Annotated in this window: 19 protein-coding genes; 13 read left to right on the top strand and 6 right to left on the bottom strand. The window is 65.2% G+C overall.

All coding sequences use genetic code 11. From position 1 onward, the window contains the following. The 3 genes from R6G97_RS06685 to R6G97_RS06675 all read right to left on the bottom strand — a co-directional run bounded on the left by R6G97_RS06685 (window position 1) and on the right by R6G97_RS06675 (window position 4,066). Complete coding sequence (locus R6G97_RS06685) at window positions 1-1,011, bottom strand: aldo/keto reductase (RefSeq protein ID WP_043210809.1); 1,011 nt, start codon at window positions 1,009-1,011, stop codon at window positions 1-3. A gap of 92 nt (window positions 1,012-1,103) precedes the next feature. Beyond that, window positions 1,104-2,636, bottom strand: a complete 1,533-nt coding sequence (locus R6G97_RS06680) for an FAD-dependent oxidoreductase (protein WP_317847922.1) — start codon at window positions 2,634-2,636, stop codon at window positions 1,104-1,106. A gap of 101 nt (window positions 2,637-2,737) precedes the next feature. Further along, window positions 2,738-4,066, bottom strand: a complete 1,329-nt coding sequence (locus tag R6G97_RS06675) for an MFS transporter (RefSeq protein ID WP_102081679.1) — start codon at window positions 4,064-4,066, stop codon at window positions 2,738-2,740. Window positions 4,067-4,228: 162 nt separating this feature from the next. Here R6G97_RS06675 and R6G97_RS06670 point away from each other — a divergent pair, with 162 nt between their 5' ends. Both R6G97_RS06670 and R6G97_RS06665 read left to right on the top strand, forming a co-directional pair. Further along, window positions 4,229-5,326, top strand: a complete 1,098-nt coding sequence (locus R6G97_RS06670; RefSeq protein ID WP_090342737.1) for a sugar diacid recognition domain-containing protein — start codon at window positions 4,229-4,231, stop codon at window positions 5,324-5,326. A gap of 118 nt (window positions 5,327-5,444) precedes the next feature. Next, window positions 5,445-6,581: a glycerate kinase gene (locus R6G97_RS06665; protein WP_043210818.1), complete on the top strand. Its 1,137-nt coding sequence runs from the start codon at window positions 5,445-5,447 to the stop codon at window positions 6,579-6,581. Between the two features lie 43 nt (window positions 6,582-6,624). Here R6G97_RS06665 and R6G97_RS06660 read toward each other — a convergent pair whose 3' ends face one another. Then, complete coding sequence (locus R6G97_RS06660) at window positions 6,625-8,955, bottom strand: bifunctional diguanylate cyclase/phosphodiesterase (RefSeq protein WP_182940823.1); 2,331 nt, start codon at window positions 8,953-8,955, stop codon at window positions 6,625-6,627. A 176-nt stretch (window positions 8,956-9,131) separates the two neighbouring features. Here R6G97_RS06660 and hchA point away from each other — a divergent pair, with 176 nt between their 5' ends. Next, window positions 9,132-10,007: a glyoxalase III HchA gene (gene hchA / locus R6G97_RS06655; protein WP_317847921.1), complete on the top strand. Its 876-nt coding sequence runs from the start codon at window positions 9,132-9,134 to the stop codon at window positions 10,005-10,007. Window positions 10,008-10,019: 12 nt separating this feature from the next. Here the strand turns inward: hchA and R6G97_RS06650 are convergent, their stop codons facing one another. Beyond that, on the bottom strand, window positions 10,020-11,006 hold the full coding sequence (locus tag R6G97_RS06650; protein ID WP_102081733.1) for an NAD(P)H-quinone oxidoreductase: 987 nt from the start codon (window positions 11,004-11,006) through the stop codon (window positions 10,020-10,022). A gap of 152 nt (window positions 11,007-11,158) precedes the next feature. Here R6G97_RS06650 and R6G97_RS06645 point away from each other — a divergent pair, with 152 nt between their 5' ends. Continuing rightward, window positions 11,159-12,025 (top strand): LysR family transcriptional regulator, encoded by an 867-nt coding sequence (locus R6G97_RS06645; RefSeq protein ID WP_317847920.1) that lies wholly within the window; start codon window positions 11,159-11,161, stop codon window positions 12,023-12,025. A gap of 4 nt (window positions 12,026-12,029) precedes the next feature. On the opposite strand, the gene R6G97_RS06640 is transcribed toward R6G97_RS06645, so the two are convergent. Continuing rightward, the gene (locus R6G97_RS06640; protein ID WP_090342745.1) at window positions 12,030-12,776 is read right to left on the bottom strand and encodes an enoyl-CoA hydratase; all 747 of its coding nucleotides are present in this window, start codon (window positions 12,774-12,776) and stop codon (window positions 12,030-12,032) included. 204 nt (window positions 12,777-12,980) lie between these two features. On the opposite strand from R6G97_RS06640, the gene R6G97_RS06635 reads away from it, so the two are divergent. The 9 genes from R6G97_RS06635 to R6G97_RS06595 all read left to right on the top strand — a co-directional run bounded on the left by R6G97_RS06635 (window position 12,981) and on the right by R6G97_RS06595 (window position 25,091). Further along, the gene (locus tag R6G97_RS06635) at window positions 12,981-13,625 is read left to right on the top strand and encodes a TetR family transcriptional regulator C-terminal domain-containing protein (RefSeq protein WP_090342747.1); all 645 of its coding nucleotides are present in this window, start codon (window positions 12,981-12,983) and stop codon (window positions 13,623-13,625) included. Window positions 13,626-13,699: 74 nt separating this feature from the next. Then, complete coding sequence (locus R6G97_RS06630) at window positions 13,700-14,416, top strand: response regulator (protein ID WP_043210832.1); 717 nt, start codon at window positions 13,700-13,702, stop codon at window positions 14,414-14,416. A gap of 5 nt (window positions 14,417-14,421) precedes the next feature. Further along, a complete protein-coding gene (locus R6G97_RS06625) occupies window positions 14,422-15,195 on the top strand; it encodes a substrate-binding periplasmic protein (protein WP_090342749.1) in 774 nt (257 codons plus the stop codon). Next, complete coding sequence (locus tag R6G97_RS06620; RefSeq protein WP_317847919.1) at window positions 15,192-17,447, top strand: ATP-binding protein; 2,256 nt, start codon at window positions 15,192-15,194, stop codon at window positions 17,445-17,447. Before R6G97_RS06625 ends, R6G97_RS06620 begins: the two co-directional genes overlap by 4 nt. A 199-nt stretch (window positions 17,448-17,646) precedes the next feature. Next, the gene (locus R6G97_RS06615; RefSeq protein ID WP_043210838.1) at window positions 17,647-19,059 is read left to right on the top strand and encodes an amino acid permease; all 1,413 of its coding nucleotides are present in this window, start codon (window positions 17,647-17,649) and stop codon (window positions 19,057-19,059) included. Between the two features lie 310 nt (window positions 19,060-19,369). After that, window positions 19,370-20,161, top strand: a complete 792-nt coding sequence (locus R6G97_RS06610) for an enoyl-CoA hydratase/isomerase family protein (protein ID WP_182819041.1) — start codon at window positions 19,370-19,372, stop codon at window positions 20,159-20,161. Window positions 20,162-20,194: 33 nt separating this feature from the next. After that, entirely contained in the window at window positions 20,195-21,355 is a 1,161-nt protein-coding gene (locus R6G97_RS06605) for an acyl-CoA dehydrogenase family protein (protein ID WP_043210842.1), read from the top strand. An 18-nt stretch (window positions 21,356-21,373) separates the two neighbouring features. Further along, window positions 21,374-23,491, top strand: coding sequence for an acetate--CoA ligase family protein (locus R6G97_RS06600; RefSeq protein ID WP_043210845.1), 2,118 nt, complete (start codon window positions 21,374-21,376; stop codon window positions 23,489-23,491). Beyond that, the gene (locus R6G97_RS06595; RefSeq protein ID WP_090342756.1) at window positions 23,484-25,091 is read left to right on the top strand and encodes a 5-guanidino-2-oxopentanoate decarboxylase; all 1,608 of its coding nucleotides are present in this window, start codon (window positions 23,484-23,486) and stop codon (window positions 25,089-25,091) included. Before R6G97_RS06600 ends, R6G97_RS06595 begins: the two co-directional genes overlap by 8 nt. Window positions 25,092-25,098: the final 7 nt, after the last annotated feature.

The following is a 25,098-nucleotide window of genomic DNA, read 5'->3' as shown; positions in this document are numbered from 1 at the left end:
CTATGGGCGAGCCAGGCGCCCGGTGACGAAATGCGCCACATCGTTGAACCCGGGCGTCGAGGCATGCCCCGGGGTGACCAGCGAATCGATGAAGGCTTCGTCCTCGGCGGTGATCTTCACCTCCAGCGCACCGGCATAGGTGTCCCACTGCGCCTCGGTGCGCGGTCCGACGATCGCCGAACTGACCAGTTGGTTGTTCAGCACCCAGGCAATGGCGAACTCCACGATCCCGACCCCTTTGGCCTGGGCGTAGGCCTGGATTTTCTGGGCGATGGCCAGCGATTCCTGGCGCCACTCTACTTCCATGATGCGTTTGTCCTGGCGCGCAGCGCGGCTGCCAGCCGCAGGCTCGGCACCCGGCGCGTACTTGCCGCTGAGCACGCCTCGGGCCAGCGGGCTGAACGGCACTACACCCAGGCCATGGTAGGCGGCTGCAGTCAGTTGCTCGGGCTCGGCCTGGCGGTTGACGATGTTGTACAAAGGCTGGCTCACCACCGGCTTGGCCACACCCAGGCGTTCGGCCAGGTTGCACAGCTCGGCGATGCGCCAGCCGCGGAAGTTGGACACGCCCCAATAGCGGATTTTGCCTTGTTGCAGCAGGTCGCCCATGGCCCGCACCGTCTCTTCCAGGGGCACCTTGTGGTCTTCGCGGTGCAGGTAGTAGATGTCCAGGTAGTCCAGGTCCATACGCGTGAGCGAGGCCTCGATGGCATTGAACAGGTGCTTGCGCGAGAGCCCACTGCGGTTGGGCAAGCCTTCTGCCGGGCCGAAACCGGCCTTGGAGGCGACGATCCAGTCCTGGCGATGGCGGGCCACGGCCTCGCCGACGATCTCTTCGGAGCGCCCGGCGTTGTAAACGTCAGCGGTGTCGATGAAGTTGATGCCTTGGTCCCAGGCCTTGTCGATGATGCGCAGCGAGTCCTCGGTGCTGGTCTGTTCGCCGAACATCATGCTGCCAAGGGTGAGGGCGGAAACCTGAAGGCCACTGTGGCCGAGGGGGCGGTAGATCATGCGCGGCGCCTTGTGTCGAGGAGTGTAGGGCTGTTTTACACACATCCACCTGCCATTGAAAGGATCCGGCTGGCCACAGGGCACGTGCAGGCTCAGCCCGGCCAGGCATTGATCAGTTCCCGCGCCTCGCGACTGTTCAAGGGGCGTTTCATCCGTTGCGACAGTACCGCCATGGCGCGGGCGTAGCCTTTGGCGATCACGGCTTCGACCCGATCGTCGATGCATTGCAGGGCAATGAAATCGCCTTTCTCCGGTTCACCCACATACTCGATACGGTTCCAGTGCTGCCCATGACCGAGCACTTCATAGGTGCGTCCGTGTTGGTAGGTCCAGAAGAACGGCACGTCGTCGTAACGGCGCTGCTCACCGAGCATGTTGGCGGCAGCGATCACGCCGTGCTGTTCGGCCAGTCGCCAGTGCTCGATGCGCACGGGGCGGCCGGCCAAGGGGAAGGTGACGATGTCGCCGGCGGCCCAGAGCCCTTCGGCGGCGTGCAGCTCGGCGTCCACCGGCAAGGACTGATCGTCTGCCAGCTCCAGGCCCTGCACGAAACCGGTGGCCGGTCTGACGCCCACTCCCAGCAGCACCAGCGCGGTATCCAGGCGCTCGCCATTGGCCAGCACCACGGTCTGGACGTGGTCGGTGCCTTCGAAGCGTTCGACCTCCGTCGGTCCATGGAACACCACACCCTTGAGCTCGTGCAGCTCGCGCAGGGTGCGGCCGATACGTTCGCCGAGCTGCCTGGCCAGGGGGATTTCATGGCGGCTGACCACATGCACTTGCGCGCCGTACTTGCGCAGGGCCGAAGCCGCCTCCAGGCCGATAAAGCCGTCGCCGACGATGACCACCGGCTGGCCCGGTTCGGCGGCATCGAGCAGGCGTGCGGCGTCGTCCCGGGAGCGCAACAAGCAGATGCCAGGCAACTGGGCGCCGGGAAGGTCCGGGCGTTTGGGTTTGCCCCCGGTGGCCACCAGGGCCGCGTCGTAATCCAGGCGCTTGCCGTCGGCCAGCAGGATTTGGCGCTTGGCGACATCCAGCGCCCGCACCTTGGCGTGCCAGCGCTCCAGATGGCCCTGGCGCAGGGCTTCAGGTTCGAGCAGGGCGGGGACTTCGTCGGGGGCCATCTGCCCGGCGATGACGAATTTGCTCAAGGACGTGCGGTCGTAGGCAGGGTGCTGTTCCTGGTCGATCCACACCAGACGGCCGCCGAAACCATGGCTGAGCAGGGTTGCCACCGCCGCGCTGCCAGCCGCACCCGCGCCTATCACGGCAAAGCAGCGGGCGTCGCTGTGCCGGGGAGGGTTGGCCCTGGGCAGCGGCTGGTCGTCGACCAGGATCTCGCCGTTTTTCACCTGCACGGGATAACGCCGCAGGTCGGCCAGGGCCGGAGGCTCGCAGACCGCGCCTTCGTCCACGGCGAACGCCGCCTTGTGCCAAGGGCACACCAGCAACCCGCCACACAGGGCACTTTCGTCCAGCGGCGCGCCTTCATGGGGACAATGGGCCTGGTAGGCATGCACCAAGTCGCCCTGACGGATCAGGATGACTTCTTCGCTGCCAGCTTGGACGCGCAAAGGCGTGTGGTCGTCGAGCTGTTCGAGGCGGGCCACGCTGTGCTGGGTCATGGGGCGTCTCCGTAGAACCGTTCAGGTTCATTTGACGCCTTCGCCGAGCCGGGTATGCAACAGACCGACGATCGGAGGCGCCGAAGCGCCCCCGAACAGCTTCAGTTGGCGCGGGCAGCGCTCAGCGCGCCGGCACGGGTCGCACGCAGGGCCACGAGGCTGCCGAACACGATCAGCGCGGCCAGCGAATAGAGCGCAGCGTCGGTGGAGCCTGTCTGGTCCTTGATGAAGCCGACCAGGTAGGGGCTCAGGAAACCAGCCATCTGACCCACCGAGTTGATGATCGCAAGGCCCGCTACGGCAGCGCTGGCACTGAGCAGGGCGGTCGGCATCGGCCAGAACATCGGCAGCCCGGTCAGCGCGCCCATGGTAGCGATTGACAGGCCCAGGATGGCGATGGTCGGGCTCTGGGCGAAATTCACCGCGATCAACAGACCGAGCGCACCCATCAGCATCGGCACCACAAGGTGCCAGCGCCGCTCGTTGCGCAGGTCCGCCGAACGCCCGACGACGATCATGAACACACCGGCCAGCAGGTAGGGGATGGCGCTCAGCCAGCCGATCAGCAGCGGATTGTCGAAGCCCAGGTTCTTGATGATCGAGGGCAGCCAGAAGTTGATGGCGTACACGCCGCTCTGGATGCAGAAGTAGACGAAGCCGAAGGTCCAGACCAGCGGATTGGTGAGCACGGCCAACACACCGTCACCCTGGGTGGTGGGCTTGCTAGCGGCATCGGCCTTGAGGTCGGCCTCGATCACCTGGCGCTCGGCCGGGCTCAGCCAGGCGGCTTTCTGGTAACCGTCGCTGAGCAGCAGCACGGCGAGGATGCCCAGCACCACGGTAGGCACGCCCTGGATCAGGAACATCCACTGCCAGCCGGCCAGGCCGTGCTGGCCTGCGGCGAAGTGATCGAGGATCCAGCCGGAGAACGGCCCGCCCAGCAGCCCCGAGACCGGGATCGCCGACATGAACAGCGCCATGATGCGGCCGCGGCGGTCCGCCGGGAACCAGCGCGAAAGGTACAGGACCACGCCGGGGAAGAAGCCGGCCTCAGCGGCGCCGGTGAGCAGGCGCAGGGCGTAGAACTCCGTGGGTGTGGTGACGAACAGCAGGCAGGTCGAGAGCGTACCCCAGGCGATCATCATCAGTGCGATCCAGCGCCGCGGGCCGAAGCGGTTGAGCGCCAGGTTGCTGGGCAGGCCGCACAGCACGTAGCCGATGAAGAAGATCCCGGCACCCAGGCCGTAGACGGTCTCGCTGAACTTCAGGGCGTCGAGCATTTGCAGCTTGGCGAAGCCGACGTTGACGCGGTCCAGGTAGTTGAACAGGTAGCAGATGAAGATGAAGGGAATCAGCCGCACGGTGATACGCCGGTACAGCGCATCGCGGGTGATGTCTTTGCCTTGGTCAGGGGCGGGGCTGTGTGCCATGATCGGATTCTCTTTTTTTATGGTTGTCGCGGCGTCGCGGCTTCCGGCGCTCGCCACGACGAGTCTCGGTGAGCGCGGCGCGGCTGTCTTTGTGCTTTTGCACAGCTTCTGGCACGGGCCGCTGTGCCGGCGACCAAAGCCTACCACCGCAAGGACCCTTGAATGTTCGAACTGGACCACGACCTGGCGCAGGACATCGTCGACCGGGCGATGGCTATCCTGCCGTGCAACGTCAACGTCATGGACAGCCAGGGTTTGATCCTGGGCAGTGGCGAGCCGGAGCGTATCAACACCCGCCATGAAGGCGCGCAATTGGTGTTGGCCAACGGGCGGATCGTCGAACTGGATGTGGAGGCCGCCAAGTGCCTCAAGGGCGTGCAGCCCGGGGTGAACCTGCCGCTGATGCTCGATGACCGCCTGATCGGCGTGTTGGGGCTTACGGGCGATCCGCAGCAGTTGCGTACCTATGGCGAGTTGGTGCGCATGACCGCCGAAATGCTCCTGGCCCAGCGCCACTTGCAGGTGGAGCAACAGTGGCGGCGTCAGCGCTGCGACGACCTGTTGGCCTTGTTGCTCGGAGGCAGCAGCGATTCCCCACGGCTGCTCGATGAAGCCCAGCAGTTGGGCCTCAAGCCCCAGTTGCCTCGGGTGCCGTGCCTGTTCGAACTCGAGCCTGGGCCGAGCGCGGAGACATTGTCCGGCTGGTTGATGAGTCGTTTTCCCGACAGTTGGTGCGTCAGCCCGGCCCGGCATTCGTTGTTGTGGTGTCGGCCTGCAGGCGTCGCGCTGGATGAACAGCGCCTGGTCGAACGTCTTCATCGCCATGGCTGGCAGGTCCAGCGCCTGGCCATGGGCAATACGGCGCAGAGCCTGGAGCAACTGCGCCGGGGTTATCGGCGGGTGCGCGACCTGCTCGCCTACGGGCGCGAGGTCCTGCCTCAGGAACGGCTGCTGAGTCTATCGCGCTACCGCCTGCCTGCCTTGCTCTGGCGCCATCGCAACGATGACGCGCTGGACGAACTGCTCGAGCCCTTGCAGCGCATCCGCGCCAAGGATGCCAGCGGGCAGTTGCTTGCGACCCTGCGCGCCTGGTGTGCCCACGACGGGCAGAGCCAGGCCTGCGCCGATGCCCTGGGTATCCATCGCAACAGCCTGAGGTATCGCCTGGAGCGGATCGCCGAGGTGAGCGAGGTCGATCCGTTGCGCCTTGAAGGGCTGCTCAGCCTGTACCTGGGCTTGCAACTGCTGCCGACGCAGTGATGCCCCCTGGCAAAAAAGGCATTCGCCCAAACAACACCGCAACGCTTTTGTGCATTCGACAGAGGCCCCGCTGCACCACAACTGGCAGCATGCGGGGTATCTGGACAGGAGAATCCCCATGAAAGTCGTCATCGCCCCCGATTCGTTCAAGGACAGCCTCGACGCTGCCGGTGTGGCCCGCGCTATCGGTGCGGGCCTGGCCGAAGTGTGGCCGGACGCCGAACGGGTCGAATGCCCCATGGCCGATGGAGGCGAGGGGACCATGGACGCGATCCTGGCCGCCAGCCATGGCGAGCTGCGTCGCCAGGTGGTACGTGGGCCGCTGGGCCATAGCGTCGAGGCCGGCTGGGGCTGGCTGGCCGAGAGCCGTACGGCGATCATCGAGATGGCCCAGGCCAGTGGCTTGCAACGGGTGCCGACCGACCAGCGTGATGCGTGCCGCAGCAGCACCTGGGGCACTGGCGAGCTGATCGCCGCCGCGTTGGCCGCCGGTGCGACGCGCATCGTCCTGGCCATTGGCGGCAGCGCCACCAACGATGGCGGCAGCGGCATGCTGCGAGCCCTGGGCCTGCGCCTGCTGGATGCCGACGGTCAGGCACTGGAGGAGGGCGGGTTGGCCTTGGGCCGACTGGCCCGTATCGATGCCAGCGATCTGGACCCCCGCCTGGCGGAGGTTCAGGTAGAGGTGGCGGCCGATGTCGACAATCCTTTGTGCGGCCCCAATGGCGCCTCGGCGATCTTTGGCCCGCAGAAGGGCGCAAGCCCCGCGCAGGTGCAGGCACTGGACCAGGCCCTGGGGCATTTTGCCGACCTGTGCGCACAATTGCTGGGTGACGATGTGCGTGAGTTTCCCGGATGTGGCGCGGCGGGCGGCATGGGCTTTGCGGCCAAGGCCTTCATGGGCGCGCAATTCCGCCCTGGGGTTGAAGTGGTGGCAGAACTGGCAGGGCTCGATGCGCTGGTGCAGGGGGCGGATCTGGTGATCACCGGGGAAGGGCGCTTCGATGCCCAGACCTTGCGCGGCAAGACGCCGATGGGCGTGGCCCGGGTGGCCAAGCGTCATGGTGTGCCTGTGGTGGTGCTGGCCGGAACTTTGGGCGAGGGCTACCAGCAGTTGTATGCCCATGGCATCGATGCGGCCTTCGCCTTGGCCAGCGGGCCGATGAGCCTGGAACAGGCGTGCGCCCAGGCAGCGCAGTTGTTGCAAGCGCGGGCCACTGACGTCGCCCGGTTGTGGCAGGTGGCGCGGGGCTGAACGCGATTCGCGGCGATGGGTCGCCTGGACGCAGGAGACGCCGTCAGAGGCTGCAACAGGCGCTGTCCCGGGCGCCACTGAAGGGCGGGTATTCCAGCAGTTGCGCCGGTGACAGAGGCCGGCTGAAGTGGTAGCCCTGAGCGCTGTCGCATCCGGCGAGTTTCAGGCACACCACCTGCTCGCGGGTCTCCACGCCCTCGGCGATCACTTCCAGGCCCAGGCGTTTGGCCAGGATGATGGTGGAGGAGACGATCGGGCTGTCGTCGTGGCTATTGCACAACGGGGCGATCAAGGCACGGTCGATCTTGAGTTTGGTCAGTGGCAGCGCATGCAGGTGGGCAAAGCCTGCATAACCTCGACCGAAATCATCCAGGCTGACGCCCAGGCCTGCCTGGCGTAGGCGGTGCAGGTGGTCCAGCGCGGTGCCTTCGGGGTCGAGCACGGTGGTTTCGGTGATTTCCAGCTCCAGCCGGTGTGCGTCGATGGCATGCTCGTGCAGCGTGGCCAGCAAGCGCTCGCTGAAGTCCATCTGGCGCAGTTGCAAGGCCGAGACATTGACTGCCAGGCGCACATCACGCCCTTGGGCTTGCCAGCGGCCGAGCGCTTCGCAGGCAAGGCGCAGCACCTCCCAGCCCAGCTCTACGATGAAACCACTGCGCTCGGCCATGGCGATGAAGCGATCAGGGTAAAGCAAGCCGAACTCAGGGTGGTTCCAGCGCACCAGCGCTTCGTAGCCCTGCACCTTCAGGGTGTCGAGGCGAATCTGGGGTTGGAAATGGAGCAGGAACTGGCGTTCGGCCAGGGCGATGCCGAAGGCTTGCTCAAGGGTGAAGGCCTGGATGTCGGAAAGGTTCAAGGACGGGTCGAAGAAGCGGTACTGGGCGCGCCCGGCCTGCTTGGCCGAGTACATCGCAGCGTCGGCGCAGCGGATCAGTGTGTCGATGTCCTGACCATCGCGCGGGCAGATGCTCACCCCGACACTGGGGCTGGTATTGACCTCCTGGCCGTCCAGGGCATAGGTGGCAGAGAGCTTGGCGACCAGCTCGCGCACCCAGGTGTCGATCTGCTCCTCGTCGCGTTCGCCGGCCAGTAGCACCACGAACTCGTCCCCGCCAAAGCGCGAGGCCTCGTCGCCGAGTTCCAGCAGGCGCTGGATGCGCCCGGCCACGGCCTGTAGCAGCAGGTCGCCGATCTTGTGGCCGAGGGAGTCGTTGATCGATTTGAAGCGGTCCATGTCGATGAACAGGATCGCCATCAATCGGCGCTTGCCCCGTTGCCGGGCCAGGGCCTGGGTCGCCACTTCGACGAATTGTCGGCGATTGTGCAAACCGCTCAGGTGGTCGGTAGCAGCGGCGTGGCTGCTGCGTCGATGTTCATCCTCCAGGCGGCCGATCAGTTGCTGGTTGACCCGTTGGGCGTGCTCCAGGGCGCTGAAGGCCTCCTGGCGCTTGCCCAGCAGGCGCAGGCTCCAGGCGAGGCTGGCGAGAATCATCAGGGTCATGCTCAGGTTCAGCCAGAACTGGCGGGCGTAGGTCAGCGCCGAGGGGGCGAGGATCTCATCGTGCTGCTGGCTCACCACCACGCTGAACCCCCGGTTGGCCACGCGCCGGTACAGGCTCTGGTAGGCGCCCTCGACGCTGTACTGGGTGAGCAGGCCGGCCTCCTCACCGGTTTCGGGCAGGTTCGGCATCAGTCGGTCGCCGGTCATCACCACGCCGCTGGAGTCGATGCGCAGGCGCTCCTGGCCATCGTCCTGGAGCACACGCATCAACCCGGTGCGGCCTAGGTCGATGTGCTGGAGCAGGACAGCGAGATAGCCGACATCCAGCTGTACCACCAGGAGGCTGTCGATCTCCCGCCCGCGCACGTCGGTCAGCGGCAGAATGAACGGCAGGCGCCAGTGGGGCCCGGACGTTGGGGTGTCTGAAGGCGCGAGGTGGGGCATGAAGGGTTTGAAGCCATCGTGGGAAACCCGCACCTTGAGCTGGTCGAGCCAATCCGGGGGCAGCGCCTGGGGTTCGTCGGCGTGGCTGGAGGCGAGCAGCCGGCCCTGGCGGTCATACAGGCTCATGCGCTTGAACGCTGGGTCTTCGACCAAGATCCGCGCCAGGCTCAGATTGCCCTGGCGCAGGGATTTCATGTCGTGCTGTGTCACCCGGCCCACCGCTTGGGCGCGGTCCACCAATTGGCCAAGGTTCTGCGCGACGATACTGGCCAGGTTCATGTGCTCGGCGGCCTTGGCCGACAGCGCATCCTGGCGCGAGGCGGCCTTCTGGGTGACATGCAGCCCCCACAGGAAGGCGAGGGTGATGGCGCAGAGCGTCAGTATCAGTAGGGGGAGCAACCCTGCGGACGATAAGAAACGGCGAATCACAGCTGATGGTCCCGACCTTGGGTAGTGATCGGAAAATACGACAGAAAGATGACAGCTGGATGACTGGTGGCACATAGCCTTTATTGACCGACGCACCGCAAGTCGCGTCCTGCGATAGCTTTTACTGGGCTGGACTAGACTGCCCGATTGTCCCCACCAGCCTGTTGGAGAACGCCATGGCACAGCCGAACGATGACAAACGCCCCACGCCTGACCCGGCCGAGGACAATGCGTTTTTCCCCTCGCCCTATTCGCTGAGTCAGTTCACTTCGCCCACATCCGACCTCAGTGGCGCCGATTACCCAAGGCCCTACACGGGAGGCCGCTGGAAAGTGCTGATGGTCGGTGCCGACGAGCGCTACTTGCTCACCGACAACGGCACGATGTTCTCCACCGGCAACCATCCGGTGGAAACCCTGCTGCCCATGTACCACCTGGACAAAGCCGGCTTTGCCTTCGATGTGGCGACGTTGTCTGGCAACCCGGTCAAGTTCGAGTTCTGGGCGATGCCTTCGGAGGATGCCGAGGTCAAGGGCCTGTACGCCCGCTATCGCGATGCCTTCAAACAACCGCTCAAACTCGAGGATGTCGTCGAGCGTGCATTGGGCCCTGACTCGGACTACATCGGTGTGTTCATCCCCGGTGGCCACGGCGCGTTGATTGGCCTGCCCGAAAGCAAAGCGGTGAAACAGCTGCTGCTCTGGGCGGCCAAGCACGACAAGTTCGTCATCACTCTATGCCATGGCCCAGCGGCGCTGCTCGCCGCGGGTCTCGGCGAGACGCGCGATAGTTGCATCTACAACGGCTACCGCATCTGCGCCTTCCCGGACGATCTGGATGCCAAGACCCCGGACATTGGCTACATGCCCGGGCACCTGACGTGGAAGTTCGGCGAGCAGCTCAAGGCCCTGGGCGTGGAAATCATCAACAAAGACATTTCCGGCGCCACCTTGCAGGACCGCAAGCTGCTCACCGGCGACAGCCCGTTGGCCGGCAATGCACTGGGCAAGCTGGCGGCCGCTGCGCTGCTCAAGGAAGTCGGCGCCGGGTGAGTTGCTTTGGTGTCAGGCGTCGACGGTCAGCACCACCTTGCCCATGTGCTGACCGCTTTCCATCAAGGCGTGGGCCTGGGCCGCATCGCCCAGGGCGAAGGTGCGGAAGATCAGCGGCTTGACCGCGCCACTGCGCACATGGGGCCAGACGTGTCGTTGCAGGTCGGTGATGATCTGCGCCTTGTCGTCTGCGCTTCGTGCACGCAAGGTCGAGCCTGTGTGGGTCAGGCGCTTGACCAGCATCGGGAACAGGTCAACCTGCGGCGCCGGGCCCTTGATGACGCCAATCTGCACGATCCGCCCGTTCATGGCCGCGGCCTGGAAGTTACGCGCTACGTATTCGCCGGCGATGATGTCGACGATCACGTCCACACCCTGGCCCTCGGTATGGCGCAAGACCTCCTCGACGAAGTCCTGACGGTTGTAGTCGATCGCAACGTCGGCACCCAGGGCCTGGCTGGCCGCTTGCTGTTCGGGGTTGGCGACGGTGGTGAAAATCCGCGAGGCACCGAGGGCCTTGGCCAGCATCGTCGCGGTGGTGCCGATACCGGATACGCCCCCGTGGATCAGCACCGACTCGCCGGCTTTGAACCCGCCTCGCTGGAACAGGTTGACCCAGACGGTCATGAACGTCTCGGGCAGGGCCGCGGCTTCGATCATCGACAGGCCCTCGGGCAGGTGCAAGGTGGTACGCTCGTCGGCCACGGCGTATTCAGCGTAGCCGCCACCGGTCACCAGTGCGATCACCGGATCACCAACGGCAAAGCCTCGGACTTCGCTGCCAAGGGCAACGACTTCACCTGCGATCTCCAGGCCAGGGATGTCCGAGGCACCTGCGGGTGGGTCGTACAGGCCCTTGCGCTGGAGCAGGTCCGGGCCATTGACGCCTGCGGCGCGAACCTTGATCAGGACCTCGCGTGCGGCAGGCTCGGGAATCGTCCGGCGAGTGGGTTGGAGGACATCGGGGCCGCCCGGTTGGGTGATCTCGATGGCGGTCATGTTGGAAACGTTGTTCATGGGTACTGTGCCCTTGTGAGGTGAAGGTTGGCCGCGTTGGCGACTTGCTCCCAAGGGTACGGAACTCGTCGGCCCCGGGCGCGCGGCGATTTCGCGGCGCCCTGTTGCACAAGTGCTGTGAGGAAAGACCATCGATGAATTGGGATGACGCAAGGATCCTGCTGGCCCTGGGCCGCGAACAGACATTGCGCCGGGCCGCGCGCGTGCTGCGGGTCGACCAGGCGACCGTAGGGCGACGGATCGCTGCGTTGGAGGCCGACCTGGGGTCGACCCTGTTCCTGCGAACGCCCGCAGGCTATCAACTGACCGCCATTGGCGAGGAGGCGTTCGCGCTCGCGCAGAAGGTCGAAAGCGCGGCGCTTGAGCTCACCCGGCGTATTCGCGGAGTAGACAATGAAGGCGCTGGGGAGGTGCGGATTTCCACCACCGATTCCCTGGCCTGCGATTTCGTGATGCCAGCCCTGCGTCAGTTGCACCTGGCCCACCCTGAGATCCGCGTGGTGCTGCATGGCTCCTCGGATTTGGTCAACCTGTCGCAACGCGAGACCGATATCGCCATCCGCAACCAGCGTCCGGACAACCCGGACCTGATCCTGCGCAAGCTGGCGAGCTGGCCGATGGGCCTGTACGCCAGCACCGACTATCTGGCCCGCCAAGGCGAACCGGTGCCGACCAGTGGTTTCGCAGGGCACGATTTGGTGATGTATGAGCCGTACTGGCGTGATCGGACGGTGCCGACGCTGGTCGATGAGGTGATCGACCAGGGGCGGGTGGTGGCAGCGGTGAACTCCAGCATGATGGTGCGCCGCGCCATCGCCGAAGGTTTAGGAATCGGCGAGATTCCCATTGCCCTGGGCGAGCGCGACGGCTTGGCGCGGGTCTGGCCGTCACGTGAACGCAGCGCGCCTTACGAGGTGTGGATGGTCACCCACAAGGATTTGCGCCACACGGCCCGGGTTCGTCTGGTCATCGACCAGTTGGTCCGAACCTTCGAGGGCTGAGCGGTCAGTCCTTGAGCAAGGCGCGCAAGGCGGCCTTGGCTTCAGGGGTTTGCAGGCGTTCGACGAACAGTTGGCTTTCACGCTCGACTGTGGCCTCAAGTTCGGCGCGATGGGCCTCTTTGATCAGGCGCTTGCTGATGAGCAGTGACTCACGGGGCATCGCTTGCAGGCGCCGGGCAAGCTTCCGCGCCGCCGCCAGGCATTGCTCGCCGTCTTCGTGCAGTTCGTTGGCCAAGCCCCAGTCCACGGCCTGCTCGCCGGTCAGCAGTTCGTTGGCCAGCAGCAGGCGAGCGGCGCGGGCATGGCCGAGCAGGCGAGGCAGCAGCAGGCTGGAGCCGAATTCCGGACACACCCCTAGCGGTGCGAAAGGCATGCGCAGTTTGGCCGAGCGGCTGACCAGCACCTGGTCACAGTGCAGCAGCAGGGTGCTGCCGATGCCGATGGCCGCGCCGCTGACGGCGGCGATCAGTGGTTTCTTCACACCCATGACCACACGCATCAGGTGAAACACCGGGCTGTCCCGGTCACGTGGCGGGTTATCGAGAAAGTCGCGCAGGTCGTTACCGGCGCTGAAGCATTGCGGGCCGCCGGTAAGCACGATGACGTCCACCTGCGGGTCTTCGTCAGCCGCCAGCAGCCGCTCGGCGAGCTGCTCGTACATGGCGATGTTCAGGGCGTTGAGCTTGTCCAGGCGGTTGAAGGTCAGGGTCAACAGGCCTTGGTCCAGCTCGCGTGTGATCAGGTCGTTCATGGCAGCCGCTTTTGTTGTTGGAATCGGGGTCTTGGCGCGAGGGCGCCGTGAGGGTTTATCACGGTGCTTGGCTTGTTGTACAGTCGTTCAGCCAGACTAGTCCCCTTGTGGGAGCCCCAGTCGCCCTGGCGCATAGAGAATGAAAGTCGCCGCTGCCAAAGGCGCGTGCCAACTCGATAACGCTGTTTTTCTCCAGGAGCACCGATGAGTCAGGAAGCCCGCTACAACCGCATGCTGCCGGAACTGCGCAAGGCCAATCTGGTGGAGGCGACCTTGGTGTGCCTGAAACGCCATGGCTTCCAGGGCGCGTCGATCCGCAAGATCTCGGCCGAGGCAGGGGTGTCGGTGGGGCTGATCAGCCACCACTACTCGGGCAAGGATGAACTGGTGGCCGATGCCTACATGGCGGTCACCGGGCGGGTCATGGGCCTGTTGCGCGAGGCCATGGCCAAGGCCGCGCCCAATGCCCGCGAGCGGCTGTCGGCGTTCTTTCGCGCATCGTTCGGATCGGACGTACTGGACCCCAAGCTGCTCGACGCGTGGCTTGCATTCTGGGGGGCGGTGAAGACCGCCGAGGCGATCAACCAGGTCCACGACCATTCCTACGGTGAATACCGCAACGAACTGAGCAAGCTGCTGGCGTCACTGGCCACGGAGGAGGGCTGGGAAGGCTTCGATGCGGACCTTGCGGCCATCAGCCTCAGTGCACTGCTCGACGGTTTGTGGCTGGAATCCGGCCTCAACCCGGGGACGTTCTCGCCGGAACAGGGGGTGTTGATCTGCGAGGCCTGGGTCGATGGTCTCCAGGCGGGTGGTCGACGTCGCTTCAGTGTCAGTGGGGGCTGTTGATCGGCTGTTCAGTAACGAGTACGCTGCGGGCGCGGGTTCGATGAACAACACCTATAAAAAAGAGACAACACGCAATGACGCCTCGGGTACTGATCGTCGATGACGATCCGATTATTCGCGACTTGCTGCACGCCTACCTGTCCCAGGAAGGCTACGACGTCCACTGTGCCGACACCGCCGAACAGGCCGATGCCTTCCTCGCCAGCCAGGATGTCGATCTGGTGCTGCTCGACATTCGCCTGCCGGGCAAGGACGGTCTGACGCTGACCCGCGAACTGCGGGTGCGCTCGGAAGTCGGCATCATCCTGATCACCGGTCGCAATGACGACATCGACCGTATCGTCGGCCTGGAATGCGGCGCCGACGACTATGTGATCAAACCCCTCAACCCACGCGAGCTGGTCTCGCGCGCCAAGAACCTCATCCGCCGCGTGCGCCACGCTCGTGTCGCCAAGCCTGCGCCGGCCTGCGTGCAGTCGCTCAAGCAGTTTGCCGATTGGGCGCTCGATACCGATCGCCGTCGCCTGATCGACCCGCGCGGCGCCGAAACCCTGCTCACGCACGGCGAGTTCCAACTGCTCAGTGTGTTCCTGCGCAACAGCGGCCATACCCTGACCCGCGACCAATTGATGGACCAGATCCGCAATCGCGAGTGGGTGCCCAACGACCGCTCCATCGACGTGCTGGTCGGCCGTCTGCGGCGCAAGTTGCATGACGATCCGGCCGAGCCGCACCTGATCATCACCATCCACGGCACCGGTTACCTGTTCACCGCCAGCGTGGCGGCCTGACGTCCATGGGACGCCTGTGCGCCCTGGCCCTGATGCTGGTGAGCCTGCACGGTGTGGCCGGCGAGCGCATCCGCTACTGCGACTACCCGGTGTACCCGCCGATTTCCTGGAGCGATGGCCGCCAGGTCCGAGGCCTGGCACCCACCGTGGTGCGCGAGTTGCTCGGGCGCTTGGGCTACGAGGTCGAGATCGTTGTGCTGGGGAACTGGAAGCGCTGCCTGATGGACGCCGCCGCAGGGCGGGTCGATGTGGTGCTGGCCTACAACAGCGACCAGCGCGACCAGGGCATGCGCTTTTCCACGGTGCCGGTGCTGCGCGAGGAGGTGGCGGTGTTCGTCAATCAGCGCCGGCCGGTGCGCTTCGAGCACCTCGACGACCTGGCCGGCTACCGGGGCGGTCTGCTCTACGGCGAAAGCTATGGGCCTGAGTTCGACCGTTTCGTGGCGCGGCACCAGAACATCGAATGGGTGTCCTCCAGCCAGCAGAACTTCGGCAAGCTGATCCGTGGTCGCATCGACTTCGTGATCCAGGAGCGGCGTACCGGCCAGCTGTTCGTCGAGCACCTACCTGGGGCCAAGGATATCCACGCCTTGCCCACCGCACTGAGCGTGGATTATCTGCGCGTTGCGGTTTCGCGACATTCCCCTTTGAGCCGGCGCATGGATGCCATCGACCAGCAGTTGCGCAAGATGACCGAGGCTGGCGAGATCCAGCGTTGGCTGGAGCAGAGCGAAGTGACTTACCGCGACATGATCAACCTGCCGGTGGACGCCCGATGATCCGCCTGCACACCGACGGCCTGCTGCGCCGCCTGCTGCTGTTCATCTTTCTGTTCAGCCTGTGCTTTACCGTGCTGGCAAGCTCCGTCCAGCTGTACTTCGAGTACCGCCGGGAAATGCGCGACATCGAGGCGCGCATGGCGTTGATCCGCGCCGGCTACCTGGCGAGCCTGGAGCGCAGCCTGTGGGATCTGGACGAGGCGCAACTGGACGTGCAACTGCGGGGGTTGGTGGACTTTTCCGACGTGGCGCGGGTGCGGCTGATCAGCGAAGACTTCAGGCTGCTGCGCGGCGACGCCACGCCCAAGGGGCCGCTGCGCATCGAACGTTTCGCCCTGGATTACCAACCGCCGTCCGGGCCTGCCCGGCACTTGGGCGAGCTGGAGGTCAGCATCGACCTGGGCGCTGTGCATCGGCGATTGTTTGCCACGGGGCTGACCAGCCTGTTGTGGATGGGCGTGTTCCTCTGCGGCCTTGCGGTGGCGCTGTCCGGGCTGTTCTACCGCCTGGTGACGCGCCACCTGCAAGTGATGGCCGAATTCGCACGGCGTATCGGTGCGGGGCAGTGGCAGGAACCGCTGCGCCTGGCCCGGCGCCGCTCGGCCCGTCCGGACGAGATCGACACCGTGGCCCATGCCCTGGATGACATGCGCCGGGCCATCCTGCGGGACATCGAGCGCCGCGAATTGGATCGCCTGGCCTTGCAGGACAAGCGCGACGAGCTACAGGCGATGGTCGAGCGGCGCACCGCGAGCCTGGCCAGGGCCAAGGACGAGGCGGAGGCGGCCAACCTGGCCAAGTCCAGGTTCCTGGCGACCATGAGCCATGAACTGCGCACGCCGCTCAATGGCATCCTGGGCATGGCCGAGCTGCTGCGCGGCGGCAGCCTGGCGCTGCGTGACCGCGAGCGCCTGGAAGCGTTGTACAAGGCCGGCGAGGGATTGCTGGCGATTCTCAACGAAGTGCTCTATTTCGCCCGCCTGGAAGAAGGCGAGAGCCGTCCGGAAATGGTCGACTTCTCCCTGCGCCAGTTGTGCCAGGAAGTCATGACCCTGCTCGAGCCCAGGGCTGTCGACAACGGCAACCGCCTGCACTGCCACATCGACGAACAGCTGGCCGAGTTCCAGCACGGCGCCGAACAGTACCTGCGCCAGGTACTGAGCAACCTGTTGGCCAACGCCATCAAGTTCACCGAACACGGGCAGGTCACGCTGCAGGTGCAGGTGCTGGAGCCGCGGATGGACCTGCAACGGGTGCGGGTGAACGTGAGTGACGATGGCATCGGCATCGCCCCTGCCATGCAGGCGAAGATCTTCGATCGTTTCACCCAGGCCAGCGAAGCCGTGGCCAGGCGCTACGGCGGTACCGGCCTTGGCCTGGCGATTTGCAAGCACCTGGTGGAGAAACTCGGCGGGCGCATCGGCCTGGACAGCGTCGAGGGGCAGGGCAGCTGCTTCTGGTTCGAGCTGGACCTGGCCTGTGGCCGCCAGCCTCAAACTCAGGCGCCGGTACGCCAGGCCCTGTCACCACTGAAAATTCTGGTGGTCGAGGACGTGGCGCTGAACCGAGAAGTCGCCGGGGGGTTGCTCACCCGAGATGGCCACCAAGTCAGTTTCGCCGAGCATGCCCAGCAAGCCCTTCAAGCGTGCGCCGAGTGCCGGTTCGACCTGATCCTGCTGGACGTGCACCTGCCTGGGATGAGCGGGGTGGAATTGTGCCGCCTCATCCGCGCTACGCCAGGGCTCAACCGTGAGACGCGCATTCTGGCTTTGACCGCAGGTGTGCAACCGGCGCAGGTGCCCGGTTACCTGGAGGCTGGGATGCAGGGCGTGCTGGCCAAGCCCTTGAAGCTGGACAGCCTGCGCGAGGCTCTGGTTGACCTGACGCCGGTGGTGGACGCACAAGTGCCCGAGGCGTCGATGGACTGGGCCTTGCTGCAGACCCACCGCGCGTTACTGGGCGAGCAGAAACTGCAAGGTCTGCTCGTGGTTCTGCGCCAGGCGGTCGATCAGCACGAGGCGGCGCTGGGGGAGGCGCTGAAGGCAGGTGACTGCACAGAGGTGGTCCACTTGGCCCATCGTCTGGCGGGCAGCTGCGATTCGTTGGGCTTTGCGGGCCTGGCGACGACGTTACGACACCTGGAGAACGTCGGGTTGAAGGGAGATGCTGGGGCATTCGAAGCCTTGAGCGAACCGCTGGCCGAGCAGATCCGCCTGGCCCGCACCACCTTGGAACAGCTGATCCAGGGCTGACGTACAAAAAAGTTACGACTTTTTACATCTTCGATCCGTCCGTACAACGGCACCTTACATCCGTTTCCAATAATCGATGGCAACCGTGCTCCACACGGTCCATGAGGCTTATTGGAGATAAGAATAATGAAATGCCGTAAAGCTCAAGACCTCCTGAATTGTCTTCCCGCCCAGTGCGCCTGCCAGGTCGAGGTGCGCCATGTCTGAATCCACTGACCGCAAAGGCATCCAACTGACCCGTGCGCTCAAGAGCCGGCACATCTTCATGCTGTCGCTGGGCGGGGTGATCGGCACCGGCCTGTTCATGGGCTCGGGGGTCACGATCAACCAGGGCGGCCCGATGGGGGCGATCCTGGCTTATTTGGTCGCGGGCCTTCTGATGTACCTGGTCATGGTCTGCCTGGGCGAGCTGTCGGTGCAGATGCCCGTGTCCGGTTCGTTCCAGGCCCATGCCACCAAGTTCATCGGCCCGGCCACGGGGTTCATGATCGGCTGGGTGTACTGGATGAGCTGGGCCACCACCGTGGGCCTTGAGTTCACCGCCGCCGGCATGCTGATGACCCGTTGGTTCCCCGAGGTGCCGATCTGGTATTGGTCGGCGCTGTTCGTCGCCGTCCTGTTCGGGCTCAATGCCCTGGCCACCCGCGCCTTCGGTGAGGCCGAGTATTGGTTCTCGGGCATCAAGGTCGCGACCATCCTGGGCTTTATCGTGATCGGCCTGTTGGTGATCTTCGGCGGCATCCCGCTGAACAATGGGGCGCCGGCCCCGATGCTCGACAACCTCATTGGCGATTCGCTGTTCCCCCATGGGCTGTCGGCGGTGTTCGCGGTCATGATGACCGTGGTGTACGCCTTCCAGGGTTGCGAGATCATGGGCGTGGCCGCGGGCGAGACCGAGCATCCGGAAAAGAGCATCCCTCGCGCTGTGCGCAACGTGGTGTTCCGCGTCCTGATCTTCTATGTGCTGGCCATCGCCGTGCTCTCGGCCATCGTGCCGCACGAGCAGGCCGGCCTGATGGAAAGCCCGTTCGTGCAAGTGTTCGACATGGTCGGTATCCCTTACGCGGCGGACCTGATGAACTTTGTGATCCTCACCGCGATCCTGTCGGTGGGTAACTCGGGGCTGTATGCCTCCACGCGTATCCTCTGGGCCATGTCCAAGACCGGCATGGCGCCCAAGAGCCTGTCGCCGCTGAGCAAGCGCGGCGTGCCGCTGCGGGCGCTGAGCATCACCTTGTGCTTCGCTTTGATCTCGCTGATGACCAGTTTCGTCGCCGCCGACACCCTGTTCATGGTGTTGATGGCGGTGAGCGGAATGTCCGGCACCGTGACCTGGATCGTCATTGCCCTGGCTCAGTACCGCTTCCGCAAAGCCTTCCTGCGTGATGGCGGCAAGCTTGAGGAGCTCAAGTACCGCGCGCCGCTGTACCCCCTGGTGCCGCTGCTGTGCATCACCTTGTGCAGTTCGTTGTTCGTGTTCCTGGCCTTGGACGAGACCCAGCGTCCGTCGCTGTACTGGGGCTTTGGCTTCATTGCCGTGTGCTACGCGGCGTACTTCCTGATCAACCGTCGTCGGCAGGGGGCCTTCGAGCCGAGCGCGCCTGGCGTATGACGTGACAGTGGCGGTGCCTATTCGCGGGTAAGCCCGCTCCTGCAGGGTGTTGCACAAGCCCTGTGGGAGCGGGCTTACCCGCGAATGCTTTGGCGCCGTCAGTGCAAAACCGTAGTTGTGCGAAGTTGTAACAGCCGACGCATCAAAGCCTTTTCTGTTGGAGAAATACTCTTATAAAACAATTAGATATGGCGCTTTATTGAGTTGTTACAGTAACTCAGGCCCCGATTGCCGTCTTGTTGAACACTTGTTTAGTATCTCTCCCAAGTCGTCCCCCTCATACCCACCAACAACAATATCGAGGCCTCCCATGACTAGCCCGTCCTCACTGCTGAGCAAGGTCGAAGCCGGCGTTGCCTGGATCACCCTGAACCGCCCCGAGCAACGCAACGCGCTGGACATCCCCAGCCTCAAGCAACTGCACGCACTGCTGGAAGCCTTCAACACCGATCCGGCCGTGCGGGTGGTGGTGCTGACCGGCACTGGGCGCAGCTTCTGCGCAGGCGCGGACCTGGCCGAGTGGGCCGAGGCCGAAGCCCGCGGTGCCCTGGAAAGCTACGGCTGGACCGAGACCGCCCACGCCTTGATGCAGCGTCTGCACAGCCTGAACAAACCCACCATCGCCGCCATCAACGGCACCGCCGTCGGCGCCGGGATGGACCTGAGCCTGTGCTGCGACCTGCGTATCGCCGCCGCCTCGGCGCGCTTCAAGGCCGGTTACACCAGCATGGCCTACAGCCCGGACGCCGGTGCCAGCTGGCACTTGCCACGGCTGATCGGTACCGAGCAGGCCAAGCGTTTGTTGTTCTTGGACGAGCTGTGGGGCGCCGAGCGCGCCCTGGCTGCCGGACTGGTGAGTGAGGTGTGCGCCGATGACCAGTTGCCGACCGTCACTGCCGAACTGGCCGCTCGCCTGGCCAAGGGGCCGACTTTCGCCTACGCCCAGACCAAGCGCCTGATCCGTGACGGAGCCCAGCGCACCTTGAGCGAGCAGCTGGAAGCCGAGCTTGCCGCAGGCCTGCTGTGCGGGCGCAGCCAGGACGGCGCCGAGGCGCTACGGGCTTCGGTCGAACGACGCGCGCCAGAATTCGTTGGTAAATAACCCCTTACACGACCTTCTTCAGGACGATTCCAGATGAATTTCCAACTGACCCAAGAACAAGAAATGTTGGTGGAAGCGGTACGCAGCTTCGTGACCAAAGAGCTGCTGCCCTATGAGGAAGAGGTGGACCGCGCCGATGCGGTGTCGCCGGAGCTGGCGGCGCAGATCCGCGGCAAAGCGATCGCGGCTGGGTTCTATGCCTTCAACATGCCCGAGGAAGTCGGCGGCGGTGGCCTGGATTATCTGTCCCAGGCGCTGATCGAGCGTGAATTGTCCAAGGTTTCCTGGGCCTTGCACGTGTTCGTGGCGCGCCCCTCAAAGATCCTCATGGCCTGTAAGGACGAGCAGATCAACGACTACCTGCTGCCGTGCGTGCAAGGCGAGAAGATCGATTGCTTCGCCCTCACCGAGCCGGGCGCCGGCTCCGACGCCAATGCCATCAAGACCCGCGCTGTACGCGACGGTGACGACTTCGTCATCAATGGCAGCAAGCACTTCATCAGTCACGCCGGCCACGCCGACTTCGCCATCGTCTTCGCGGTCACCGACACCTACGAACACAACGGCCGCAAGCGCAATGCCGTGACGGCCTTCTTGGTCGACCGCGGTACGCCAGGCATGACCATCCGTCGTGGCCCCAAGTGCGTGAGCAACCGTGGCTACCACACCTACGAGCTGTTCTTCGACGACTGCCGCGTGCCGGCCAGCAAGGTGCTGGGCGAGGTGGACAAAGGCTGGGAGGTGGCCAACGCCTGGCTCACCGCAGGTCGGGTGATGGTGGCCGCCAACTGCGTGGGCCAGGCCCAGCGCGCCCTTGATCTTTCCCTGCAGTGGTCCGCCGACCGCAAGCAGTTCGGCCAGGCCATCGGCAGCTACCAGGGCGTGTCGTTCAAGCTCGCCGACATGGCCACCCAGATCCGCGCCGCGGAACTGCTGACCCTGCACACCGCCTGGAAGATGGACCAAGGCAGCATGACCGACGGCGAGGCCGGCATGGCCAAGCTGTTCGCCAGTGAAGTGCTGGGCAAGGTGGCTGACGAGGCGGTGCAGATCTTCGGTGGCATGGGCCTGATGGACGAGGGACCGGTCGAGCGCATCTGGCGTAACGCGCGGATCGAGCGGATCTGGGAGGGCACATCCGAAATCCAGCGACACATCATTTCCCGCGAACTGCTGCGTCCACTGCTGCGCTGATCGGCCTGGAGATTGCCCATGTCGCACTCGATTCGTGACAACCTCAAGCGCCTGCTGGCGCCCCGGCACCTGGCCTTCGTCGGCGGGCGCAGCATGGCGCGGGCGCTCAAGCGCTGCGCCGAAGGCGGCTTCGCCGGCCAGATGTGGCTGGTGAACCCACAGCATGAAAGCCTCGATGGCGTACCGTGCGTGCCCAGTGTGGCCGAGTTGCCCTGTGGGCCGGACGCGGTGTTCATCGCCACCAACCGTGACCTGACCTTGCAATGCGTCAAGGATCTGGCCGCGATCGGCGCCGGTGGCGCCATCTGCTACGCCTCAGGCTTTGCCGAGAGCGGCGAGCAAGGGCGCGTGCTGCAACAGCGCCTGCTCGAGGCGGCCGGCTCCATGGCCTTGCTCGGCCCTAACTGCTATGGCCTGCTCGATTACCTGCATGGCGCAGCCCTGTGGCCGGTTGCCCACGGCGGCAAACAGGTAGAGAAGGGCGTGGCGATCCTCACCCAGAGCGGCAACTTCGCCTACAACCTGTCCATGAGCGACCGCTCGCTGCCCGTGGCCTACATGGCCTCGGTGGGCAACCAGGCGCAGTTGGGCGTGGCCGAGCTAATGGACGTGCTACTCGACGACCCTCGCGTTACCGCCATCGGCCTGCACCTGGAAGGCCTGAAGAACGTGCCGGGCTTTGCCCGTGCCGCACACAAGGCGTTGGAGCGGGGCATCCCGATCATCGCTTTGAAGACCGGCGTGTCGCAGATCGGCGCCGAGCTCGCCCTGAGCCACACCAGCTCGCTGTCGGGCTCCGATGCCCTGTACGACAGCCTGTTCCAGCGCTTGGGCGTGATCCGCGTGAGCGGCCCGGTCAGTTTTGCCGAAACCCTCAAGGCGGCCGCCTGCGGCCACTTGCCCCAGGATGGCCGATTGATCGCCCTGGCGTGCTCCGGAGGCGATGCGGGCCTGATCGCCGACTACGCCGAGCGCAACCACCTGGCCTTGCCCAAGCTTGAGCAAATGCAGGTGGATGAGTTGGCCCAGGTGTTGCCGGCCTACGCCAACCTGGTCAACCCACTGGACTTCACCACGGCGATCTGGGGCGATGGCGCGGCGCTCGAGCGCATGCTCGACAGCGCCCTGCAAACCGATGCCGATGCGGCCATGCTGGTGCTGGATTACCCGGCGGAGTTCACCGGCGAGCGCAAGGAGTGCGACCTGCTGCTGGGGCTGTACTGCGATGCCTTGCAGCGCCACGGCAAAATCGGCTTCGTCACCTCGGCCTTCCCTGAGCTGCTGCCGGCCAGCGCCCGCGAACGCCTGCATGCGCGAGGCATCGCCGCATTGCAGGGCGTGGAAGATGGCCTGGCGGCCTGGGGGCGGATCGTTGCCTACCAGCGCAACCGCCAGCGCTTGCTGGAGCTGGGCGAGTCGGCCTTGGTGCCACTGTGCCCGCAGGCCCTGGGTGGCCAGGCGCAACTGCTCGATGAATGGCAATCCAAGCAGGCGCTGCGTGCCTTTGGCCTGCCGGTACCTGGCGGTGTGCTGAGCACGCCCGAGCAGGCACTCAAGGATGCCGCACGCGTCGGCTACCCGCTGGTGCTCAAGGCGGTCAGCGCACAATTGCCGCACAAGACCGAAGCCGGCGCGGTGGCCCTCAACCTGCGCGATGCCGACGCCCTGCAAGCGGCGCTCGAGCAGATGCACGGGCGCATCGCGGCCTACGCCCCTGGCGTGCCGTTCGACCAGGTGTTGCTCGAGCCCATGGCCCAGGCGCCGTTGGCCGAGCTGATCGTCGGCATCAAGCGCGAGAACGATTTTGCCCTGGCCTTGGTGATCGGTGCCGGTGGGGTGCTGGTGGAATTGCTCAAGGACAGCGTCAATCTGCTGCTGCCGACCACCGACGGCGCCATCCGCAACGCCGTGCTGGGCCTGCGCAGCGCCGGTCTGTTGCAAGGTTTCCGTGGCCGCCCGGCCGCCGATCTCGACGCCTTGGTGGCGGCGATCCGCGCGGTGGCCGACTACGCCTGCGAAAACGCCGGCCAGTTGCTGGAGCTCGACGTAAACCCATTGATGGTCGGTGCCCAAGGCACCACCGCGGTCGACGCGCTGATCCGCCTCGGCCAGGCGCAAGGAGAACAACATGCATGAACGTCCTTTGACCGGCGGCCAAGCCCTGGTACGGCTGTTGAGCAACTATGGGGTCGACACGGTGTTCGGTATCCCCGGGGTACACACCCTGGAGCTGTACCGGGGGCTGCCGGGCAGCGGCATCCGCCATGTGCTGACCCGCCATGAACAAGGCGCGGGCTTCATGGCCGACGGCTATGCGCGGGTCAGTGGCAAGCCGGGAGTGTGCTTCGTCATCACCGGCCCTGGTGTGACCAACGCCGCCACCGCCATCGGCCAGGCCTACGCCGATTCCATCCCGATGTTGGTGATTTCCAGCGTCAACCACACCGCAAGCCTGGGCAAAGGCTGGGGCTGTCTGCACGAGACCCAGGACCAGCGCGCCATGACCGCGCCGATCACCGCATTCTCCGCCGTGGCGCTGAGCACCGAGGACCTGCCGGAGCTGATCGCCCGTGCCTGGGCGGTGTTCGACAGCGAGCGTCCGCGTCCGGTGCACATCTCGGTGCCGCTGGATGTGCTGGCCGCGCCGGTCACCCGCGACTGGAGCAATGACGTGGTGCGCCGCCCAGGGCGCGGCCTGCCGGATCGCGACAGTCTGCAGCAGGCTGCCGTCAAGCTGGCCAACGCCAAGCGGCCGATGATCATCGCGGGCGGTGGCGCTTTGCACGCGGCGGCTGAGCTCGCGCAACTGAGTACGCGCCTGGCCGCACCGGTGTTCACCAGTGTCGCCGGCAAGGGCCTGCTAGCCCCGCAGGCGCCGCTCAATGCCGGTGCCAGCCTGTGCGTCGAGCCGGGCTGGCAAATGATCGGCGAGGCCGATGTGGTACTGGCGGTAGGCACCGAGATGGCCGATACCGATTTCTGGCGTGAACGTCTGCCATTGGCCGGCGAACTGCTGCGGGTGGACATCGACCCACGCAAGTTCAACGACTTCTACCCCTGCGCGATTGCCCTGCACGGCGATGCCCGGCAGACCCTGGCCAGCCTGCTGGAGCATCTGCCGCAGGCCACCCGCGATGCCGGTGCCGCCATCGCGGCCGTCAACAACCTGCGCCAGGCGATCCGGGCAGGGCATGCGCCGCTGCAGGCGATTCACCAGGCGATTCTCGACCGCATCGCCGCCGCACTGCCGGAAAACGCCTTCATCAGCACCGACATGACCCAACTCGCCTACACCGGCAACTACGCCTTCACCAGCCGGGCACCGCGCAGCTGGCTGCACCCGACCGGCTACGGCACCCTGGGCTACGGCCTGCCGGCCGGCATCGGCGGTATGTTCGCCACCGAAGACCGCCCGGGCCTGGTGCTGGTGGGTGATGGCGGCTTCCTCTATACCGCCCAGGAACTGGCCACCGCCGTTGAAGAGCTCGACCGCCCGCTGGTGGTGCTGCTGTGGAACAACGACGCCTTGGGGCAGATTCGTGACGACATGCTGGGCCTGGACATCGAACCGATTGGCGTATTGCCACGCAACCCGGACTTCATCGGCCTGGCCCGCGCCTTTGGGTGCGCCGTGCGCCAGCCGCGCAGTCTGGACGAGTTGCAATCGGATTTGGTCGACGGATTTGCCACGCCAGGCGTGACCTTCATCGAACTCAAGCACGCCTGTGCCCGTTGACCGCACC

Source organism: Pseudomonas sp. HTZ2, from assembly GCF_033173945.1.
Taxonomy (GTDB): Bacteria; Pseudomonadota; Gammaproteobacteria; order Pseudomonadales; family Pseudomonadaceae; genus Aquipseudomonas; species Aquipseudomonas guariconensis.
This window is presented reverse-complemented; position numbering and strand designations above follow the sequence as displayed.

Coding starts and splice junctions, on each gene's coding strand:
- R6G97_RS06600 (WP_043210845.1), top strand. CDS start 21,374: ATGTCGCACTCGATTCGTGACAACCTCAAGCGCCTGCTGGCGCCCCGG.
- hchA (WP_317847921.1), top strand. CDS start 9,132: ATGGCACAGCCGAACGATGACAAACGCCCCACGCCTGACCCGGCCGAG.
- R6G97_RS06680 (WP_317847922.1), bottom strand. CDS start 2,636: ATGACCCAGCACAGCGTGGCCCGCCTCGAACAGCTCGACGACCACACG.
- R6G97_RS06610 (WP_182819041.1), top strand. CDS start 19,370: ATGACTAGCCCGTCCTCACTGCTGAGCAAGGTCGAAGCCGGCGTTGCC.
- R6G97_RS06645 (WP_317847920.1), top strand. CDS start 11,159: ATGAATTGGGATGACGCAAGGATCCTGCTGGCCCTGGGCCGCGAACAG.
- R6G97_RS06595 (WP_090342756.1), top strand. CDS start 23,484: ATGCATGAACGTCCTTTGACCGGCGGCCAAGCCCTGGTACGGCTGTTG.
- R6G97_RS06650 (WP_102081733.1), bottom strand. CDS start 11,006: ATGACCGCCATCGAGATCACCCAACCGGGCGGCCCCGATGTCCTCCAA.
- R6G97_RS06675 (WP_102081679.1), bottom strand. CDS start 4,066: ATGGCACACAGCCCCGCCCCTGACCAAGGCAAAGACATCACCCGCGAT.
- R6G97_RS06620 (WP_317847919.1), top strand. CDS start 15,192: ATGATCCGCCTGCACACCGACGGCCTGCTGCGCCGCCTGCTGCTGTTC.
- R6G97_RS06665 (WP_043210818.1), top strand. CDS start 5,445: ATGAAAGTCGTCATCGCCCCCGATTCGTTCAAGGACAGCCTCGACGCT.
- R6G97_RS06615 (WP_043210838.1), top strand. CDS start 17,647: ATGTCTGAATCCACTGACCGCAAAGGCATCCAACTGACCCGTGCGCTC.
- R6G97_RS06605 (WP_043210842.1), top strand. CDS start 20,195: ATGAATTTCCAACTGACCCAAGAACAAGAAATGTTGGTGGAAGCGGTA.
- R6G97_RS06640 (WP_090342745.1), bottom strand. CDS start 12,776: ATGAACGACCTGATCACACGCGAGCTGGACCAAGGCCTGTTGACCCTG.
- R6G97_RS06635 (WP_090342747.1), top strand. CDS start 12,981: ATGAGTCAGGAAGCCCGCTACAACCGCATGCTGCCGGAACTGCGCAAG.
- R6G97_RS06685 (WP_043210809.1), bottom strand. CDS start 1,011: ATGATCTACCGCCCCCTCGGCCACAGTGGCCTTCAGGTTTCCGCCCTC.
- R6G97_RS06625 (WP_090342749.1), top strand. CDS start 14,422: ATGGGACGCCTGTGCGCCCTGGCCCTGATGCTGGTGAGCCTGCACGGT.
- R6G97_RS06670 (WP_090342737.1), top strand. CDS start 4,229: ATGTTCGAACTGGACCACGACCTGGCGCAGGACATCGTCGACCGGGCG.
- R6G97_RS06630 (WP_043210832.1), top strand. CDS start 13,700: ATGACGCCTCGGGTACTGATCGTCGATGACGATCCGATTATTCGCGAC.